General features: G+C 71.4%; 12 protein-coding genes and 1 pseudogene. 10 read left to right on the top strand and 3 right to left on the bottom strand.

Translation table 11 applies throughout. The features are described from left to right. The first annotated feature begins 12 nt into the window (after positions 1-12). The 3 genes from cydB to cydC are packed head-to-tail and all read left to right on the top strand — an operon-like array spanning position 13 to position 4,406. Positions 13-1,038 carry a cytochrome d ubiquinol oxidase subunit II gene (gene cydB / locus AC0HS0_RS17910; RefSeq protein ID WP_472965497.1) on the top strand — a complete coding sequence of 342 codons (1,026 nt, stop codon included), beginning with the start codon at positions 13-15 and terminating at the stop codon, positions 1,036-1,038. 1 nt (position 1,039) lies between these two features. Next, positions 1,040-2,668 (top strand): thiol reductant ABC exporter subunit CydD, encoded by a 1,629-nt coding sequence (gene cydD, locus AC0HS0_RS17905; protein ID WP_472965496.1) that lies wholly within the window; start codon positions 1,040-1,042, stop codon positions 2,666-2,668. Then, positions 2,655-4,406: a thiol reductant ABC exporter subunit CydC gene (gene cydC / locus AC0HS0_RS17900; protein WP_472965495.1), complete on the top strand. Its 1,752-nt coding sequence runs from the start codon at positions 2,655-2,657 to the stop codon at positions 4,404-4,406. The genes cydD and cydC overlap by 14 nt, the downstream gene beginning before the upstream one ends. A gap of 1 nt (position 4,407) precedes the next feature. Here the strand turns inward: cydC and AC0HS0_RS17895 are convergent, their stop codons facing one another. Beyond that, complete coding sequence (locus AC0HS0_RS17895; protein ID WP_472965494.1) at positions 4,408-5,193, bottom strand: aminotransferase class IV; 786 nt, start codon at positions 5,191-5,193, stop codon at positions 4,408-4,410. Positions 5,194-5,265: 72 nt separating this feature from the next. Here AC0HS0_RS17895 and AC0HS0_RS17890 point away from each other — a divergent pair, with 72 nt between their 5' ends. The 5 genes and pseudogenes from AC0HS0_RS17890 (at position 5,266) to holA (ending at position 13,613) form a co-directional block, all read left to right on the top strand. Beyond that, positions 5,266-6,672 (top strand): anthranilate synthase component I family protein, encoded by a 1,407-nt coding sequence (locus AC0HS0_RS17890; RefSeq protein WP_472965493.1) that lies wholly within the window; start codon positions 5,266-5,268, stop codon positions 6,670-6,672. A gap of 83 nt (positions 6,673-6,755) precedes the next feature. Then, positions 6,756-9,344 carry a leucine--tRNA ligase gene (gene leuS, locus AC0HS0_RS17885; protein ID WP_472965492.1) on the top strand — a complete coding sequence of 863 codons (2,589 nt, stop codon included), beginning with the start codon at positions 6,756-6,758 and terminating at the stop codon, positions 9,342-9,344. A 137-nt stretch (positions 9,345-9,481) separates the two neighbouring features. Next, positions 9,482-10,126: a helix-hairpin-helix domain-containing protein gene (locus tag AC0HS0_RS17880; RefSeq protein WP_472965491.1), complete on the top strand. Its 645-nt coding sequence runs from the start codon at positions 9,482-9,484 to the stop codon at positions 10,124-10,126. Further along, positions 10,021-12,165 (top strand): annotated as a pseudogene (locus AC0HS0_RS17875) (ComEC/Rec2 family competence protein); the annotation flags it as partial. The gene AC0HS0_RS17880 and the pseudogene AC0HS0_RS17875, both read left to right, overlap by 106 nt. Positions 12,166-12,722: 557 nt before the next feature. Further along, on the top strand, positions 12,723-13,613 hold the full coding sequence (gene holA / locus AC0HS0_RS17870) for a DNA polymerase III subunit delta (RefSeq protein WP_472965490.1): 891 nt from the start codon (positions 12,723-12,725) through the stop codon (positions 13,611-13,613). 107 nt (positions 13,614-13,720) lie between these two features. On the opposite strand, the gene rpsT is transcribed toward holA, so the two are convergent. Together rpsT and AC0HS0_RS17860 are read right to left on the bottom strand one after the other, a co-directional pair. After that, positions 13,721-13,981, bottom strand: a complete 261-nt coding sequence (rpsT, locus tag AC0HS0_RS17865) for a 30S ribosomal protein S20 (protein WP_472965489.1) — start codon at positions 13,979-13,981, stop codon at positions 13,721-13,723. Positions 13,982-14,152: 171 nt separating this feature from the next. Beyond that, a complete protein-coding gene (locus AC0HS0_RS17860; protein WP_472965488.1) occupies positions 14,153-15,040 on the bottom strand; it encodes an NAD-dependent epimerase/dehydratase family protein in 888 nt (295 codons plus the stop codon). Between the two features lie 57 nt (positions 15,041-15,097). On the opposite strand from AC0HS0_RS17860, the gene AC0HS0_RS17855 reads away from it, so the two are divergent. Together AC0HS0_RS17855 and lepA are read left to right on the top strand one after the other, a co-directional pair. After that, positions 15,098-16,318 carry an amidohydrolase gene (locus AC0HS0_RS17855; protein WP_472965487.1) on the top strand — a complete coding sequence of 407 codons (1,221 nt, stop codon included), beginning with the start codon at positions 15,098-15,100 and terminating at the stop codon, positions 16,316-16,318. Positions 16,319-16,370: 52 nt separating this feature from the next. Further along, positions 16,371-18,221 (top strand): translation elongation factor 4, encoded by a 1,851-nt coding sequence (gene lepA / locus AC0HS0_RS17850; protein ID WP_472965486.1) that lies wholly within the window; start codon positions 16,371-16,373, stop codon positions 18,219-18,221. The last annotated feature ends 12 nt before the right edge of the window (positions 18,222-18,233 follow it).

Raw genomic sequence — 18,233 nt, 5'->3', positions numbered from 1 at the left:
GAGGAGACGGCAATGGATCTCGCAGTTCTCTGGTTCGGCATCATCGGTTTCTTCTTCATCGGCTACTTCGTGCTCGACGGCTTCGATTTCGGCGTGGGGATGTCCCTGCTGTTCCTCGGCAGGGACGAGACCGACCGGCGCGTCCTCATCAACACGATCGGCCCGGTCTGGGACCTCAACGAGACCTGGCTGATCGTCGCGGGCGCCGCGCTGTTCGCCGCCTTCCCCGAGTGGTATGCCACGCTGTTCAGCGGCTTCTACCTCGCGCTGCTGCTCATCCTGATCGCGCTCATCCTGCGCGGGGTCTCGTTCGAATACCGGCACCAGCGGCCGGAGTCGCAGTGGAAGCGCCGGTTCGACGCCATGATCGTGATCGGCTCGGCTGTGCCGGCCTTCCTCTGGGGAGTCGCCTTCGCCAACATCGTGCAGGGCGTCGCGCTGGACGCGCACCACGACTACACGGGGACGCTGTTCGACCTCCTGAACGGCTACGCCCTCCTGGGCGGCCTCACCACGCTGCTGCTGTTCTTCACGCACGGAGCTGTTTTCGTCTCGCTCAAGACCGAGGGCGACATCCGCCTCCGGGCACGGAGGCTCGCGACCCGCTCCGGCGTGCTCGCGATCGTCGTCGCCGCTGCGTTCCTCGCGTGGACCGTGATCGCCCACTTCTCGGTCGTGCTCCTGGTGCTCGCACTGGTCGCGGCCGTGGCGCTGGTGACCTCCTGGATCCTGAACCTGCGCGGCGCCGAAGGCTGGTCGTTCGGATTCATGGCGGCGACGATCGCGCTCGCCGTGGCAGCCCTGTTCAGCGCGCTGTTCCCGGATGTGATGCCGTCGGTCCCGAACCCGGAGAACAGCCTGACCATCGCGAACGCATCCAGCTCGGAGACGACGCTGACGATCATGACCTGGGTCGCGGTGATCTTCCTCCCGCTGATCCTGCTCTACCAGGGCTTCACCTACTGGGTCTTCCGCAAGCGAGTGACCCGCGCCCACATCCCTGACGACCACCCCGAACCCGAGCCGGCAGCCGTCTGACATGCGCCCGCTCGATCCCCGCCTGCTCCGCTACGCGTCGGCCACCCGGCCGACGCTGGCGGCGGGTGCGCTCGTCACCCTGGCTCAGACCGCCGCCGTGGTCGCGTTCGCCTGGCTCGTCACGCAGCTGGTGGTGCGCGCGATCGCGGGCGATCCGTTCACCGAGCTGAGCGGCCTGCTCGCCGGGCTCGTGCTCGTGGTGATCGGACGCGGGGCGCTGCTGTGGCTCGCGGAGGCGGTTGCCGCGCGGGGCGGGGCGACGGTCGTCGGTCAGCTGCGCTCGCAACTCGTGGACGCGTTCGGCCGGCTCGGCCCTCGCGGGCTCGCGGGCCGCGGCAGCGCGGAGCTGACCCTCGTCGCGGGACGCGGGATGGACGCCCTCGACGGCTACTTCGCCCGCTACCTCCCTCAGCTGATCGCCACTGCTGTGGCCATGCCCCTGCTCGTGCTGGTGATCGGCTGGCAAGACCTGACCAGCGGGATCATCCTCGTGGTGACCCTGCCGCTCATCCCGCTTTTCATGGTCCTGGTCGGCTGGGCGACTCAGGCGGCCCAGAAGCGGCAGTGGACTGCGCTCGCGACGCTGTCGAAGGGCTTCCTCGACGTCGTCGCCGGCCTGCCGACGCTCACGCTGTTCGGGAGGCAGCACCGGCAGGAGGCGCACATCCGCGAGGTGAGCGAGGAGTACCGCACGCGCACGATGAAGGTCCTGCGGATGTCCTTCCTCTCCGGTTTCGTGCTGGAGCTCGCCGCCAGCCTGTCGGTCGCGCTCATCGCCGTGGCGATCGGGCTGAGGCTGCTCGGCGGCTCGCTCGACCTGTCGGTGGGGCTCTTCGTCCTCCTGCTGGCGCCCGAGGCGTTCCTTCCGCTGCGGAACGTGGGCGCGGCGTACCACGCCGCTACCGAGGGCATTCAGGCGGCCGCCGACGCGTTCGAGGTGCTCGACGCGGCGGGCGACGTGCCGACGGAACCCGCGGTCGCCGGCGCGAACGCCTCCGGGCTCGTGTTCGACGGCGTCGGCGTCGTGTACGAGGGTCGGGAGGTCGTGTCGGCGTTCACGGCGGAGGTGCCGCTCGGCACGCTGGCCGTGCTGAGCGCGCCGAGCGGGGCGGGAAAGTCGAGCCTGATCGCGGCGGCCCTCAGCTTCGTGGTACATGGGGGAAGGATCGCCGCGGGCGGCCGGGAGGACGCCGCCGGGCGTCGCGACGCGATCGCGTGGGCGGGCCAGCGGCCGGGCCTGCTCGCGGGCACGGTCGGCGAGAACGTGGCGCTCGGCGACCCCGAGCCGTCGGCGCGCGGTATCACGGAGGCACTGGCTGCGGCGGCGGCGACCGAGATCTCGCCGGACCTGGTCGTGGGCGCCGGCGGCGCGGGGCTCTCCGGCGGGCAGGCGCAGCGGGTCGCCGTGGCCCGCGCTCTCTACCGGCAGCGCTCGCGGGGATGTCCGGTGCTCATCCTGGACGAGCCGACCTCCGCCCTCGACACGGCGACCGAGGCGCAGCTGCTGGCCTCCCTGCGCAGGGTCGCCGAGAGCGGTGTGGCCGTGCTCGTCGTCAGCCACCGGGAGGCCGTCGTGGCGGCCGCCGACGAGATCCTGGAGACGGGGGTGCTGTCCCATGTCGTTCGCTGAACGGACCCGGTCCTGGGAGGAGCAGACACGCGAGGAGCAGAAGCAGACGCGACGCATCCTCCGGCTGGCCCTGCCTCCGGCGCGCCGACTCTGGGTGGCGATCGCGTTCGGAACGCTGAGCGGGGCGTGCGCCGTCGCTCTGCTCGGGGTGTCGGCCTGGCTCATCACCCGCGCGGCCGAGCAGCCCGCGCTCATGTACATCTCGATGGCCGTGGTCGGCGTGCGCGCCTTCGCACTCGGACGCGCGTTCTTCCGCTACGTGGAGCGCCTCGCCGGGCACGACGCCGCGTTCGGGCGCCTCGGCACCATCCGGTCGGACCTGTTCGCACGCCTGGTGCCGCTCGGGCCCGACGGCATCGGCGCGCGGCACGACGCGGACGGCCGCCGCGACGGGAGCGCGCGCGGCGGCCAGCTTCTGACGCGGCTGGCGGACGACGTCGACGAACTGCCCGATTTCGCGTTGCGCGTGGTGCAGCCCCTGGTGTCCGGCGGGATCGTCGTGCTGGCCAGCGTCGTCGCGGCGTTCCTCCTGCTCCCCGCGGCCGGGATCGCGCTGCTGGTGACGCTCGCCGTCGCGTTCGTCGTCGGGACGCTGGTGAACCGGTGGGCCGCGGGAGCCTCCGAGCGGAGGGTCGCGCCGCTGCGCGCCGAGGTGTCGGCCGCAGTGAACGACCTGGTGACGAACCTCGACGTGCTGATCGCCTTCGACGGCCTGGCGGCGGCCGCAGAGCGCGTCCGCTCGGCGAGCGCGCAGCTGACCGCGGCGATGCGCGCGCGCGCTGCCGGCCTCGGTCTGACCGCCGGTGCGGTGTCGGTGCTCGCCGGCGGGGCGACGCTGCTCGCCCTCGCGGGAGGCATCCCTGCTCTTCAGGAGGGCCGTATCGACGGTCCGGCGCTCGCCGTCGTGGCCCTCCTCCCGCTCGCGGTCTTCGAGGTGTTCGGGACGCTGCCGCTGGCGTTCGGCGCGTGGCGGCGCGTCCGAGCGAGCGCCGAGCGGATCGCCGACACGGTTCCGGCGACGGTTCCGGCCGGGGTTCCGGTCGACGTCGCGGATGCGGGGGCGCTCTCGGTGGAGGGCGTGCCCGACCTCCGGCTGCGAGTCTCGCTGGCGCACTGGCCCGGCTCCTCGTCGCCGGTGCTCAACGACGTCGCTCTCGACCTGCGCGCGGGCGAGCGGGTGGTGCTCACCGGCTCGACCGGGGCGGGGAAGACCGCGCTGGCGCACGTGCTGACCCGGTTCCTCGACCTCGACGGGTCGTACACGATCGACGGCACCGACGTCCGCGCCGCCCGCCAGGACGACGTGCGCCGCGTCGTCGGGCTGGTGGAGCAACAGCCGTACCTGTTCGACTCCGACCTGCGCCAGAACCTGCTCTTCGCGCGCGACACCGCGACCGATGACGGGCTGCTGGCGGTGCTCGATCGCGTGGGCCTGGGGGAGTGGACGCGCTCGCGAGGCGGCCTGGGCACGCCCGTCGGCGAACGCGGCGCCCTCGTCTCGGGAGGCCAGGCTCAGCGCATCGCGCTCGCTCGGGCGCTCCTGGCCGACTTCCGGGTGCTCGTCGTGGACGAGCCGACGGCCAACGTGGACTCCGCCGTCGCCGAGCGGATCGTGAGCGACATCCTCCGCACGGCGGCCGACGATGGACGCACTGTGCTGCTGATCTCCCACACGGACGTGCCCGACGACCTCGTCACGCGCCGCCTCCGCCTGGAGGCCGGCACGCTGGTCGCCTAGGTCAGCGCAGCGGACGCGAGAGCGCGCCGAACCGCGCACGCCACGCGGCGGTGCGCGCGGGGTCGTGACCGAGCGCGGGGCCGTCGACCCAGACGGTGACGTCGCGGATGCCGTGCAGAGCATTGACCGCCCAGAGTGTCACTCCTTCGAGCTCGGAGGGCCGCGCGGCCTCCTCCTCGACGGGGACGCCCAGCGCCGCGGCGATGCCGCGCGCCGTCCGCGCCGAGACGCTGTCCACCCGCGCGAGTACGAACGGCGGGGCGCAGAGAACCTCCCCGCGCCACCAGAGCAATGCCGTGGTCGTCCCGTCGGAGACCCGGCCCTCGTCGAGCAGCACGGCCTCCTGAGCGCCGTCGCGCTGCGCACGCTGACGGAGCGCGTTGAGGCGGTCGATGTCCGGACCTTTGAGATGCGGAGCCTGCCGCGGGTCCGTCGCCGCGGTCGCGACCACCAGGTCGGTTCCGGGCGGGGGAGCCGTCCGCAGCCGGAAGCGGAGCCGCAGCGCCTCCCGGGCGCTCACGAGCTCGAACCGCGGGAACCAGCGGCCGTCGTCGGGGAGCAGCGCGATGCCGGCCTCCCAGAACGCGTCGAGGGAGGCTCGATCGCGGAATCCCTGGAGCGCCGCGGTCTCGGCGAACCGCTCGCGGTGCAGCGGGAGCGCGAGCGCCCGGCCCGAGGCCACGAGGAACGAGTCGGCGGCCAGCAGCTCGGTCTCCACGACGTCGCAGTCGTCGCGCACGGCGAGCGCGCCCGCGGCCCAGTCGAAGAGGGTGGCCGTCGCTTCCATCCGCCCAGGCTAATGCAGAGGGCGGGCGAGGCCGGTGCGGGCGAGGCAGCGGGCTAGTGCAGACTGGTCACCGTGCTCCTCCCGCCCCGCACGCACCGGCTCGACGTCGCCGTCGACCCGGCCGACGCTTTCGTCGCGCTGTTCGGCGACGACGGGCGCGACGCGGTCTGGCTGGACGCCGGACCGGGCGCCGAGAGCGGGCGCAGCTTCCTCGGCACGGGTTCGCGCGTCATCACGGCGTCGGTGGCGGCCCGGACCGTCACCGACGGGCCATCCACTCGAGAGGGCGACATCCTCGACCTGCTGCGGGAACGCACCGCCCCGGGCGAGGACACCGCGGGCTTCCCTCTCGGCTGGACCGGCTGGCTCGGCTACGAGGCCGGGGCCGTGCCGCTGGGCGTCCCAGTTCGCGCCGGCGACGGGGCGGATGCGGCATTCCTCCTCATCGACCGGCTGATCGCCTTCGATCACGCCGACGGCACGGTCACCCTCGTCGACGCGACGGACGGCGGCACCTGGCTCGCGCAGGCGGCCGCCGCACTCGACGCGTCCGCAGGAGCAGCCGAAGCCTACGGACGAGCCCACCCCGTCATCGGACCGCACGAGTCCGTCCCGGTGTCGTGGCGCCACGACGACGCCGCCTACCTCGCCATGATCGTCGCGTGCCAGGAGGCCATCCGCGCGGGCGACGCCTACCAGCTCTGCCTCACCAACACGGCGACGGCCCGCACCGACGCCGACCCCCTGGCCGTGCACCTCCGCCTGCGCCGCGCCAGCCCCTCCCATCACGCCGGCTTCCTCCGGATCGCCGGAGAGACTCTGGTCAGCTCCTCGCCCGAGCAGTTCCTGCTCGTCACCGCCGACGGCGCCGTGCGCACCAAGCCCATCAAGGGCACGCGGCCGCGCGGCTCGACCCTCGCCGACGACCTCCGCCTCCGCGCCGAGCTGGAGGCCAGCGAGAAGGAGCAGGCCGAGAACGTCATGATCGTCGACCTGATGCGCAACGACCTCGGTCGGGTGAGCGTCACCGGCACTGTGAGCGTCCGCCACCTCCTGGAGGTCGAGAGCTACGCGCAGGTGCATCAGCTCGTGAGCACGGTCGAGGGGAGGCTGCTGCCCGGCCTCACCGCGGTGGACGCGCTGGCGGCCGCGTTCCCGGCCGGCTCGATGACGGGCGCGCCGAAGCTCTCGGCGATGCGCATCCTCGCCGGCCTCGAAGACGGCCCCCGCGGCGTCTACGCCGGCTGCTTCGGCGTGCTCGCGGCCGACGGCTCCGCCGACCTCGCCATGGTGATCCGCAGCCTCCGGTTCCGCGGCGGCACCGTGACGATCGGTGCGGGAGGCGGCATCACCGCGCTCTCGGTGCCGGAGGAGGAGCTCGAAGAGGTGCGAGTGAAGGCCGGCGCTCTCCTCCGAGCGGCCGGTCTGCGAGCTCCCGGCCGCCTCCCAGGGAACGGATCGGAAGGCGCGAACGTTTAGTACCCTGGAAGCTCGGGCTGCGCGCCCGACGCCTTCTCGCTGCGAGGCCGGTCCGGCCGCAGCGACATCCGAGAGAGAGTCCAGTGGCACACGAGCACGATTCAGGTACAGCACCGGTCCGCGAGGCCGGAGCGCACTACGACTTCGCCGAGATCCAGAACAAGTGGCTTCCGATCTGGGACGAGCTGAAGCCGTTCTCCACCGCCGACCCCGACGACAAGCGTCCGCGCAAGTACGTGCTCGACATGTTCCCCTACCCCTCCGGAGACCTGCACATGGGTCACGCGGAGGCGTACGCCCTGGGCGACGTCGTCGCCCGCTACTGGCGCCAGCAGGGCTTCAACGTGCTGCATCCGATCGGCTGGGACTCGTTCGGCCTGCCCGCCGAGAACGCCGCGATCAAGCGCGGGCTCGACCCCGCCGGGTGGACCAACGACAACATCGCGCAGCAGAAGGCCTCCATGCGCCGCTACGCCCCCAGCTTCGACTGGGACCGCGTGCTGCAGACGAGCGACCCCGCCTACTACCGCTGGAACCAGTGGCTGTTCCTGAAGCTGCACGAGAGGGGCCTGGCGTACCGCAAGGCCTCCCAGGTCAACTGGTGCCCCTTCGACCAGACCGTGCTGGCCAACGAGCAGGTGGTCAACGGCCGCTGCGAGCGCTGCGACAACCTGGTCACCAAGAAGAAGCTGACGCAGTGGTACTTCCGCATCACCGACTACGCCGACCGGCTGCTGGACAACCTGAATCAGCTGGAGGGCGCCTGGCCGTCCAAGGTGCTGTCGATGCAGCGCAACTGGATCGGCCGCTCCACCGGCGCCGACGTGCAGTTCGCGATCGAAGGCCGCGACGAGCCGGTGACGGTCTACACGACGCGTCCTGACACGCTGTACGGCGTGACCTTCATGGTCGTCGCGCCCGACTCCGACCTCGCGGCCGAGCTGGTGGCAGACGTGCGTCCGGAGGTGCAGGCCCGCTTCGACCAGTACCTGGAGGCCGTGCGCGGCACCACCGAGATGGACCGACTGAGCACCGACCGCGAGAAGACCGGCGTGTTTCTGGAGCGGCACGCGGTCAACCCGCTGACGGGCGAGCGCATCCCGATCTGGGCGGCAGACTACGTGCTGAGCGACTACGGTCACGGCGCGATCATGGCCGTGCCCGCGCACGACCAGCGCGACCTGGACTTCGCCCGGGCGTTCGACCTGCCGGTGCGCGTCGTCGTCGACACCACGCAGCCGGTCACGGGCGCCATCCCGGTCATCCACACCGACCCGGTCACGGGAGAGCCGATCCTGCCGGAGGACGCCCCGCTGGAGAGCCCCGCGGAGACGGGCGTCGCCCTGACCGGCGAGGGCCGGCTGATCAACTCGGGGCCGTTCGACGGCCTGAGCAAGTCGAACGCCATCCGTCGTGTCACCGAGGCGCTGCAAGGGTCGGGGCTGGGCGCTCCCGCCAAGAACTTCCGCCTGCGCGACTGGCTGATCTCGCGTCAGCGGTACTGGGGCACGCCTATCCCGATCATCCACTGCGAGCAGTGCGGCGAAGTGCGGGTGCCCGAGTCCGAGCTGCCGGTGCTGCTGCCTCCCGCCGAGGGCCTGGACCTGCAGCCGAAGGGAACCAGCCCGCTCGGGGGCGCGACCGACTGGGTCAACGTCTCCTGCCCCGACTGCGGCGGCCCGGCGACGCGCGACACCGACACGATGGACACGTTCGTCGACAGCTCGTGGTACTTCCTGCGCTTCCTTGACCCGAACGACTCGACGCAGGCGTTCGACCCCAAGGAGGCGGAGAAGTGGGCACCGGTCGACCAGTACGTCGGCGGCGTGAGCCACGCGATCCTGCACCTGCTGTACGCGCGCTTCATCACCAAGGTGCTGTTCGACATGGGGTCGATCAGCTTCACGGAGCCGTTCACCGCTCTGCTCAACCAGGGGCTGGTCCTGATGGACGGCTCGGCGATGAGCAAGTCGCGCGGCAACCTGGTCAAGCTGTCCGAGCAGCTGGACGAGCACGGCGTCGACGCGGTGCGCCTGACCATGGCGTTCGCGGGGCCGCCGGAGGACGACATCGATTGGGCCGACGTGTCGCCGGCGGGCAGCGCCAAGTTCCTGGCGCGCGCCTGGCGCGTCGCGCACGAAGTGACGAGCGCGCCGGATGTGGTCTGGAAGACCGGCGACCCCGCGCTCCGTCGCGTCACGCACCGGTTCCTGGCCGACGCGCCGGGTCTGGTGGAGGCGTTCAAGTTCAACGTCGTCGTCGCCCGCCTGATGGAGCTGGTGAACGCGACCCGCAAGGCGATCGACGGCGGTCCCGGCCCGGCCGACGCCGCGGTCCGCGAAGCGGCGGAGGTCACGGCGATGGCCCTGAACCTCTTCGCTCCGTACGCGGCCGAGGACATGTGGCAGAAGCTCGGCTACGAGCCCTCGGTGGCGCTGGTGCCGTGGCGCAAGGCCGACCCGACGCTGCTGATCGAGGAGGCTGTCACGGCCGTGTTCCAGGTCGACGGCAAGGTGCGCGACCGGGCCGAGGTCTCGCCGAAGATCACCAGCGACGAGTTGGAGGCTCTGGCCCGTGGCTCGGAGGCCGTGTCCCGTTCGGTCGGCGACCGGGAGATCGTGAACGTGATCGTGCGTGCCCCGCGACTGGTGAACATCGCCACGCGCGGCTGAGTCCCGATCGGTGTCGCGGTCTGTTCCGCTGGCGCGACGATGAGCGGCGGTCCTCCCCAGGAGGACCGCCGCTCGTGTTGTCCACGGATCCGGGCATCGGCCCGTGGCGCGGCCGCATCCCTTCCTAACGTGAGGGGATGCGACATCGGGCGGCAGATACGGAACGGTCTCCGTCGCGTCGGCTGAGGGTCGGCGTCGGGGCGGCGACCGTGCTGCTCGTCGGCGCGTTCGTCGTCGCCGTCCTCGTGTCCGGGATGGCAGGTGGACGGAACGTGCCGCTGCCGACGGCGTCAGCGCTTCCGTCGTCGCCGATCCCACCGTCCTCCGGTCCCTCGGCGACGGCAGGCGCTGACGAGCTCTACGTCCACGTCTCGGGTGCGGTGATTCGGCCCGGGCTGATCCGCGTGGCCGCCGGCTCGCGCGTCGTGGATGCCATCGAGGCCGCGGGGGGATTCGCCGACACCGCGGACCACGCGGGAGTCAACCTCGCGCGGCTCGTCCAAGACGGAGAGCAGTTGCGGGTCCCCGTCGTCGGCGAGGGGCCGCCGCAGGGCGAGGGAGCGCCCGAGGCGGGTTCGGAAGGAGCCGGCGGCCTCATCGACCTCAACCGTGCGACGACCGCGCAGCTCGAGACGCTTCCCAGGATCGGCCCTGCGCTCGCGCAGCGCATCATCGAATGGCGCGAAGCCAACGGACGGTTCGCCGCAGTGACCGACCTCCGCAACGTGTCGGGCGTCGGAGACAAGATCTTCGACGCGCTCAAAGACCGAGTAACCGTGTGATGCCCGACCTCCGGCTGGCGATACCCGCCACTGCTCTGTGGCTCTGCTGCGGCATCGGCATCGGGGTCACGGCGACGATGCCCGTCGTCGCCGTGTGCGCGGGGGCGCTCGCGGTGCTGGCTCTGGTCGCAGCCGTGTGGTCCGGCCATCGTGCGTGGCGGCCGCAACGCGGCAGCGGACGCGTCTTCCCCCTACTCCGCGGTCTCGCGACGGTCGCCGTCGCACTGGCGACGGCGGCACTCGGCGCAGCGGCCATCGGAGCGCAAGCGCCGCTGCGAACCGATGCGACCCTCGAGTCCGTCGCCGAGACTCATCACCGAGTGGAGGTCGCCGTCAGGGTCGAGAGCGCTCCGCGACGGTCAGCGGCCGGGCTCGACGGGGTCGAGCGCTGGCGGCTGCGCGGAACGACGGTGGAAAGCGCCGGCGAGAGTCCGCGTCCATCGGCCGTGGGTGACCGGCCCGCGGTCGCAGCCGGTGTTCCGGTGTCGCTGGTCGTGCCGGGCGATGTCCGTTCCGTGCGTGACTTCGCGCTGGGCTCGATCATCGCGGCAGACGTATCGGTGCAGCCGAACGACCCGGGGGAGGCGACGACCTTCTCCCTGCGAGCCTCTGCGACCCCGACGGTGCGCGAGGGTCCGCCCGTCTGGCTCGCGTGGGCGGCGCCCGTGCGCAACGCGTTCGCGGCGGCCGCTGCCGCCACGCCGGGCGATGGCGGCGACCTGCTGCCGGGTCTGGCGATCGGCGACGAGACCGCCGTCACTTCCGACCTCGACGAGGCGATGAAGACCTCCTCGCTGAGCCACCTGACCGCGGTCTCCGGGGCGAACTGCGCGCTCGTCACGGGACTCGTCTTCCTGCTCGCACGCGGCGTCGGCCTCGGGCGCCGAGCGCGCATCGTCGCGGCCGCCACCGCGCTCGCGGCCTTCGTCGCGCTCGTCGGGCCGGGTGCCAGCGTGCTGCGTGCCGCGGCGATGGCGACCGTCGTGCTCGTCGGGCTCGCTCGCGGCCGAGTCGCAGACGGCCTCCCGGCACTCGCCTTGGCCGTGATCGTGCTGCTCGTCCACGATCCGTGGCTCGCACGCGACTACGGCTTCGCGCTCTCGGCTCTCGCGACCGCGGGGCTGCTGCTGCTCGCGCGCCCGTTGGCGCACGGCCTGGCGCGATGGCTCCCGCGAGGGATCGCGCTCGCCCTCTCCGTGCCGACGGCGGCGCAGCTCGCGTGCCAGCCGGTCCTCATCCTGCTCAGCCCGACGCTGCCGCTCTTCGGCGTCCCCGCGAACCTCGTCGCCGAACCGGCGGCGCCTGTCGCCACGGTGCTCGGCTGCGTGGCCTGCCTCCTGCTGCCGTGGACGCCGGCCGTCGGGCAGCTCCTGGTCTGGATCGCCTGGGCGCCTTCTGCCTGGATCTCACAGGTCGCGCGGTTCGCGTCCGGTCTTCCGGGCGCGGCGCTGCCGTGGCCGGATGGACTCCTCGGGGTCGGTCTGTGCGCTGCCGTGCTCGTCGCAGTCGCGGTCGTGGCATCGCGGCGAAGGCTCCCGAAGGCGGTCGCCACGTCGGCGGCCGTGGCGCTGGTCGGGGGAGCGCTCGTGTATGCGGGCTCGCTCGGCGGCCGCGAGATAGGCCTCGCGCTCGGCCGGCCGCCGGACTGGGTCATCGCCGCATGCGACGTCGGTCAGGGCGACGCGTTGGTCCTCCGTGACGGCGGCAGGAGCGCGGTCATCGACGTCGGGCGGCGGCCCCAGCCGCTCGCGGATTGCCTGGACGCTCTCGGCATCGACCGTCTCGACTGGGTGCTGCTCACGCACTTCGACGCCGATCATGTGGGTGGGGTCGATGCGGTGCTCGGTCGCACCGACCGGGCGATCGTCGGGGCGCCTGACCGTCCGGCCGACCACGCGCTGCTGGAAAGGCTTCGGCAGGCGGGCATGACGGTCGAGTCCGGGGCCGAGGGGATGTCAGGGCACCTCGGCGGAACATCCTGGCGGATCGTCTGGCCGCCCGCGCCCGCGCCGGGCGCTGCCTCGCTGAGCGGCAACGCCGGCAGTCTGGTCGTTCGCTCAGAGGGCCATGGTCTCCGCGCGCTCTTCCTCGGCGACCTCGGCGAGACCGAGCAGGATGCGCTGCACGCGCATGGCACCGAGCCCGTGGATGTGGTGAAGGTCGCGCATCATGGCTCCGCCGATCAGAGCCCGCGGCTCTACCAGGACCTCCGTGCGCGCCTCGGGCTGGTTTCCGTCGGCGTGGACAACGGATACGGTCATCCGACCCGGCGGGCTCTGTCGATGCTCGAGGAGGTAGGCACAGCCGCGGCGCGTACGGATCGCTCCGGGATGCTGCTGGTGTCGTCGAACGCCTCGGGCCCGGCGCTGTGGGTCGAGCGTCCGGAGGAGGGGAGTGCCGGTGGTCCCCCGTATCCTGGATACGGACGAGGAGGAACGTGGCGACACGAAGCAACAGCAGGGGCGGCTCGCGAGGCCGGGCGGGCACGACGACCGCGAAGAGCGCGATCCCGCAGCTGCCGTGGAACCAGATCCGTCCTGCCCCGGTCGTGCTGGTGTCGGGAACGGAGGGGTTCCTCGCCGATCGCGCCACACGGATGCTGCGCGACCTCCTCAAGCAGGAAGATCCGAGCCTCGAGATCAGCGACGTCTCGGCTGCGGATTACGCGCCGGGCGAGCTCCTCACGCTCGCGAGCCCCTCCCTGTTCGGAGAGCCGCGTCTGATCCGGGTCGACGCGGTCGAGAAGACCGGAGACGGCTTCCTCGCCGAGATGCTCGACTACCTCTCCGCACCGGCCGAGGGAACCGTCGTTGTTCTCCGGCACGCGGGCGGGGTCCGCGGCAAGAAGCTGCTCGACACCATCCGTGCGGGTACCGGAGGCGGAATCGAGATCGTCTGCGCCGAGCTCAAGAAGGACGCCGAGAAGTACGACTTCGCGCAGGCGGAGTTCACGGCGGCCGGCCGCAAGATCACGCCGGGCGCCCTGAGATCGCTGACGTCGGCGTTCACCGACGACCTGGCCGAGCTCGCCGCGGCGTGCCAGCAGCTGATCTCCGACGCCGCGGAGCAGATCACCGAGGCCACCGTCGACAAGTACTACGGAGGCCGGGTCGAGACGAACGCGTTCCAGGTCGCCGACGCGGCCATCGCCGGCCGGCACGGCGAGGCCCTGGTGACGATGCGCCACGCACTCGCCTCCGGCGCCGACCCGGTGCCCATGGTGGCGGCGTTCGCCAGCAAGATCCGCACCATGGCGAAGCTCTCTGGCGCCCGCGGCGGCTCCGGGCAGCTCGCTCAGCAGTTCGGCCTGGCGCCCTGGCAGGTCGATCGTGCCCGCCGCGATCTCGCCGGCTGGACGGAGGACGGCCTCGGGCGCTGCATCGAGGTGCTCGCCGAGACCGATGCCAACGTCAAAGGCGGCGGACGCGACCCCGTGTTCGCGCTTGAACGCATGATTCGCATCGTCAGCGCCCGCGGCCGCGGCTGAGCGCGTCCTCGCGGGAGGGGCCTGCACACGCAGCGAGCCCCCGCCCCCGTTGTTCACGGGGCGGGGGCTCGTCGCGGCGCGGGACAGGTCCCGCGAGTGGTCGCTGCTTAGAGCGCGGCGACCTGCTTGGCGATGGCCGACTTGCGGTTCGCCGCCTGGTTCTTGTGGATGACGCCCTTGCTGGCCGCCTTGTCGATCTTCTTCGCGGCGAGCCGCAGCGCCGCGGTCGCCTTCTCCTTGTCGCCGGCGACGACGGCCTCGCGGGTGGCGCGGATGGCCGTCTTCAGCTGGCTCTTGACCGCCTTGTTGCGCTCCTGCGCCTTCTTGTTGGTCTTGTTGCGCTTGATCTGCGACTTGATGTTTGCCACGGATGAGTACTTTCGTTCGAAGTGAGTAACGGATGTGCCGCTCAGCGAGAGAGGGCGCCTCGCGGCGTTCGTGCGGACGAACCCACACGCAAGCCAACAAACAACTTTAGCAGCGGGCGGCCTCCACGCCAAACGCGGGAGAACCGGCGAACGGTCCGGAGCGCGGGAGCCTCAGCTGCGCGACAGCTCCGGAGCGTAGCTGCCGCTCGCGATCTCGTCCGCCAGCGTCGGGCCGTTCGGCTCCCAGCCCAGGTCGATGCGCGCCTTGGCCCCGCGGGCCTGCTGGTCGAGCAGCAGCGCCTCGGCGAGCCCGGCGCCGAGCCGCTCCGATGTCTGCTCGACGGTCTCGGCCTCCACGCCGCCCGCGACGTCCGCCGCACGCGCCGCAAGCTCGCCGAGGTCCCGGACGGTCGGGTTGGCGCCGCCCGCGGCGATGTAGACCTCGCCCGCGCCTCCGTTCTCGAGTGCCAGCACATAGAGCGCGGCCAGATCGTCGACGTGGACGGTCGCCCAGTGCTGCGAGCCGTCGCCGATGAGCTGCAGCGCGGGAGCGACCCCCGAACCGCGCGGGGCGTCCACGATCTGCCGGGCCAGCCCCTTGCCGTGCCCGTAGACGATCGACGGCACGACGACCGAGCCGCGCACGCCCCGAGTGGCGAGCACGACGGCCTCGTTCTCCCCGCGCCAGGCCGTGAGGGCGGGAGGCGCCGCGGGGGAGTCCTCGGCGATGTCGGCATTCGAGCCGTAGGTCCAGATGCCGCCGGTGTGCACGAAGGGCTTGCCGCTGTCCCCGAGCCCGTCGAGCACCGCCGCGATGAACACCGGGTCCACGTCGCGGCTCGAGGCCAGGTGTATGACGCCGTCGCTCTCGCGGGCGAGCCGCGTCACGAGCGCTCGGTCGGTGGCGTCGCCCACGATCGCGGTCGCGCCGGCGTCGCGCACGAGCTGCGCCTTCGACTCGTCGCGCACCAGCGCGGTCACAGCGTGCCCCTCGTCGAGGAGGCGAGGGAGGACGGAGGATCCGATGTAGCCGGTCGCGCCGGTCAGAAGAATGGTCATACCTCCAGTCAACACGACGTCTGCGACCGCGTTCCCGGCGAGCGTAGGCTCGAGCCCATGACCGCATCGAGCATCGCCATCGTCAACGCGTACGTCGTCCCCGTCGCCGGGGAACCGATCGAGAAGGGCACGGTGATCGTCGAAGACGGTCGGATCACCGCGGTCGGCTCCGCGTCGGAGATCACCGTGCCGTCCGGCGTCAGCGTCGTCGACGCGAGCGGCAAGTGGGTCCTCCCCGGGTTCGTCGAGGCCCACGGTCACGTCGGCATCCACGAGGAGGCGAACGGCCCGGCCGGTGACGACACCAACGAGATGACGACGCCGAACACCGCTGCCGTGCGCGCCATCGACGCCGTGAACATCGACGACGAGGGCTTCAGGGACGCCCTCGCCGGCGGCGTCACCGCCATCGTGGTCAAGCCGGGATCCGGCAACCCGATCGGCGGTCAGACCGTCGCGATCAAGAGCTGGGGCGGCCGCACGATCGACGAGCAGGTGATCAAGGAGGCGGTGAGCGTCAAGTCGGCGCTGGGCGAGAACCCGAAGCGCGTCTACGGCGGCAAGAACCAGACGCCGAGCACCCGTCTCGGCGTCGCGATGATCATCCGCGAGGCGTTCGTCGACGCGCAGAACTACGCTGCCGCCCGCGCCGAGGCCGAGCGCGATGGCAAAGCCTTCTCGCGCGACCTGACCAAGGAGACGCTGGCGCGCGTGCTCGCCGGCGAGCTGGTCTGGGATCAGCACACCCACCGTCACGACGACATCGCCACCGCGATCCGTCTCGCCGACGAGTTCGGCTACAAGCTCGTCGTCAACCACGGCACCGAGGCGCACAAGATCGCCGACGTGCTCGCAGAGCGCGACATCCCGGTCATCTTCGGCCCGATGTTCACGTCGCGTTCCAAGGTGGAGCTGCGCGACCGCGCCATCGGCAACCTCGCCCTGATCGCCGCCGCCGGCGTGCGGGTCGCCATCACGACGGATCACCCGGTCGTGCCGATCAACTTCCTGGTGCACCAGGCGTCGCTCGCCGTCAAGGAGGGCCTCCCTCGTGAGACGGCGCTGGAGGCGCTCACGGTGAACCCCGCCGCATTCCTCGGCCTCGACGACCGCGTCGGCGCGCTCGAGGCCGGCCGCGACGGCGACATCGTGGTGTGGTCCGGCGACCCGCTCGACGTCAACTCGCGCGCCGAGCGCGTCTTCATCGACGGCACCGAGGTCTACCGCTGGCAGGACGGCGCCGGCCACGTCGTCGAGCGCGGCGAACGCTTCGCCTGAGCGCCGGCCACGGCGGCGCGCGGTGGTCGCTTCATGGGAGAATGAGCCCACAATGTCACCACGAGCCCTGAAGCCCCTCGAGCCCGCCGCGACCGACCCGGCCTCCATCCGCAACTTCTGCATCATCGCGCACATCGACCACGGCAAGTCGACGCTGGCCGACCGCATGCTGCAGATCACCGGAGTGGTCTCCGACCGGGACATGCGCGCGCAGTACCTCGACCGCATGGACATCGAGCGCGAGCGCGGCATCACGATCAAGAGCCAGGCCGTGCGGATGCCGTGGGCGCTCGAGGGCGAGACCTTCGCGCTGAACATGATCGACACGCCGGGGCACGTCGACTTCACCTACGAGGTGTCGCGGTCGCTGGCCGCGTGCGAGGGCGCGATCCTCCTCGTCGACGCCGCGCAGGGCATCGAGGCCCAGACGCTGGCGAACCTGTATCTCGCGCTCGAGAACGATCTCACCATCGTCCCCGTGCTCAACAAGATCGACCTCCCTGCCGCCGACCCCGACAAGTACGCGGCCGAGCTCGCCAGCCTCATCGGCGGGCGTCCGGAGGACGTGCTGCGCGTCTCCGGAAAGACCGGCATGGGCGTGGAGGCACTGCTCGACCGGGTCGTCCAAGAGATCCCCGCGCCGGTCGGCGTGGCCGACGCTCCTGCGCGGGCGATGATCTTCGACTCCGTGTACGACAGCTACCGCGGCGTGGTGACATACGTGCGCATGGTCGACGGCAAGCTGGGACCGCGCGAGCGCATCCAGATGATGTCGACGAAAGCCACCCACGAGATCCTCGAGATCGGCGTGTCCGCGCCCGAGCCGACCCCGTCGAAGGGTCTCGGCGTCGGCGAGGTCGGCTACCTCATCACCGGTGTGAAGGACGTGCGCCAGTCGAAGGTCGGCGACACGGTGACCACAGCCGTCAAGCCCGCGAAAGACGCCCTCGCCGGCTACACCGAGCCGAAGCCGATGGTGTTCTCCGGTCTGTACCCGATCGACGGCAGCGACTACCCGGAGCTGCGCGAGGCCCTCGACAAACTCAAACTCTCCGATGCGGCGCTCGTGTACGAGCCCGAGACGTCGGTCGCGCTCGGCTTCGGTTTCCGCTGCGGCTTCCTCGGCCTCCTGCACCTGGAGATCATCACCGAGCGCCTCTCCCGCGAGTTCGGCCTCGACCTGATCACCACCGCTCCCAGCGTGATCTACGAGGTCACCACGGAGGACAAGAAGGTCGTCACGGTCACGAACCCGAGCGAGTTCCCCGGCGGCAAGGTCGACAAGGTGGAGGAGCCGGTCGTCAAGGCGGCCATCCTCGCGCCGAAGGACTACGTCGGCGTCATCATGGAGCTCTGCCAGGGCCGCCGCGGCACCCTTCTCGGCATGGAGTACCTCGGCGAGGACCGCGTCGAGATCCGCTACACGATGCCGCTCGGCGAGATCGTCTTCGACTTTTTCGACCAGTTGAAGAGCCGCACCGCCGGGTACGCCTCCCTCGACTACGAGCCGTTCGGCGAGCAGGAGGCCGACCTCGTGAAGGTCGACATCCTCCTGCAGGGCGAGACGGTCGACGCGTTCAGTGCGATCGTGCACCGCGACAAGGCCTACGCCTACGGCACGATGATGGCCGGCCGCCTGCGCGAGCTCATCCCGCGCCAGCAGTTCGAGGTCCCCATCCAGGCCGCGATCGGCGCCCGCATCATCGCGCGCGAGAACATCCGCGCGATGCGCAAAGACGTGCTCGCCAAGTGCTACGGCGGCGACATCACCCGCAAGCGCAAGCTGCTCGAGAAGCAGAAGGAGGGCAAGAAGCGCATGAAGATGGTCGGCCGCGTCGAGGTCCCCCAGGAAGCCTTCATCGCGGCGCTGTCGGGCGACACCGAGAAGAAGGACAAGAAGTAACGCCGACGCGGC

The sequence above is a fragment of the Leifsonia sp. PARNA 1/14 genome, from assembly GCF_055720965.1.
The sequence above is the reverse complement of the archived record's forward strand: the minus strand, read 5'-3'. Positions and strand labels throughout refer to the sequence as shown.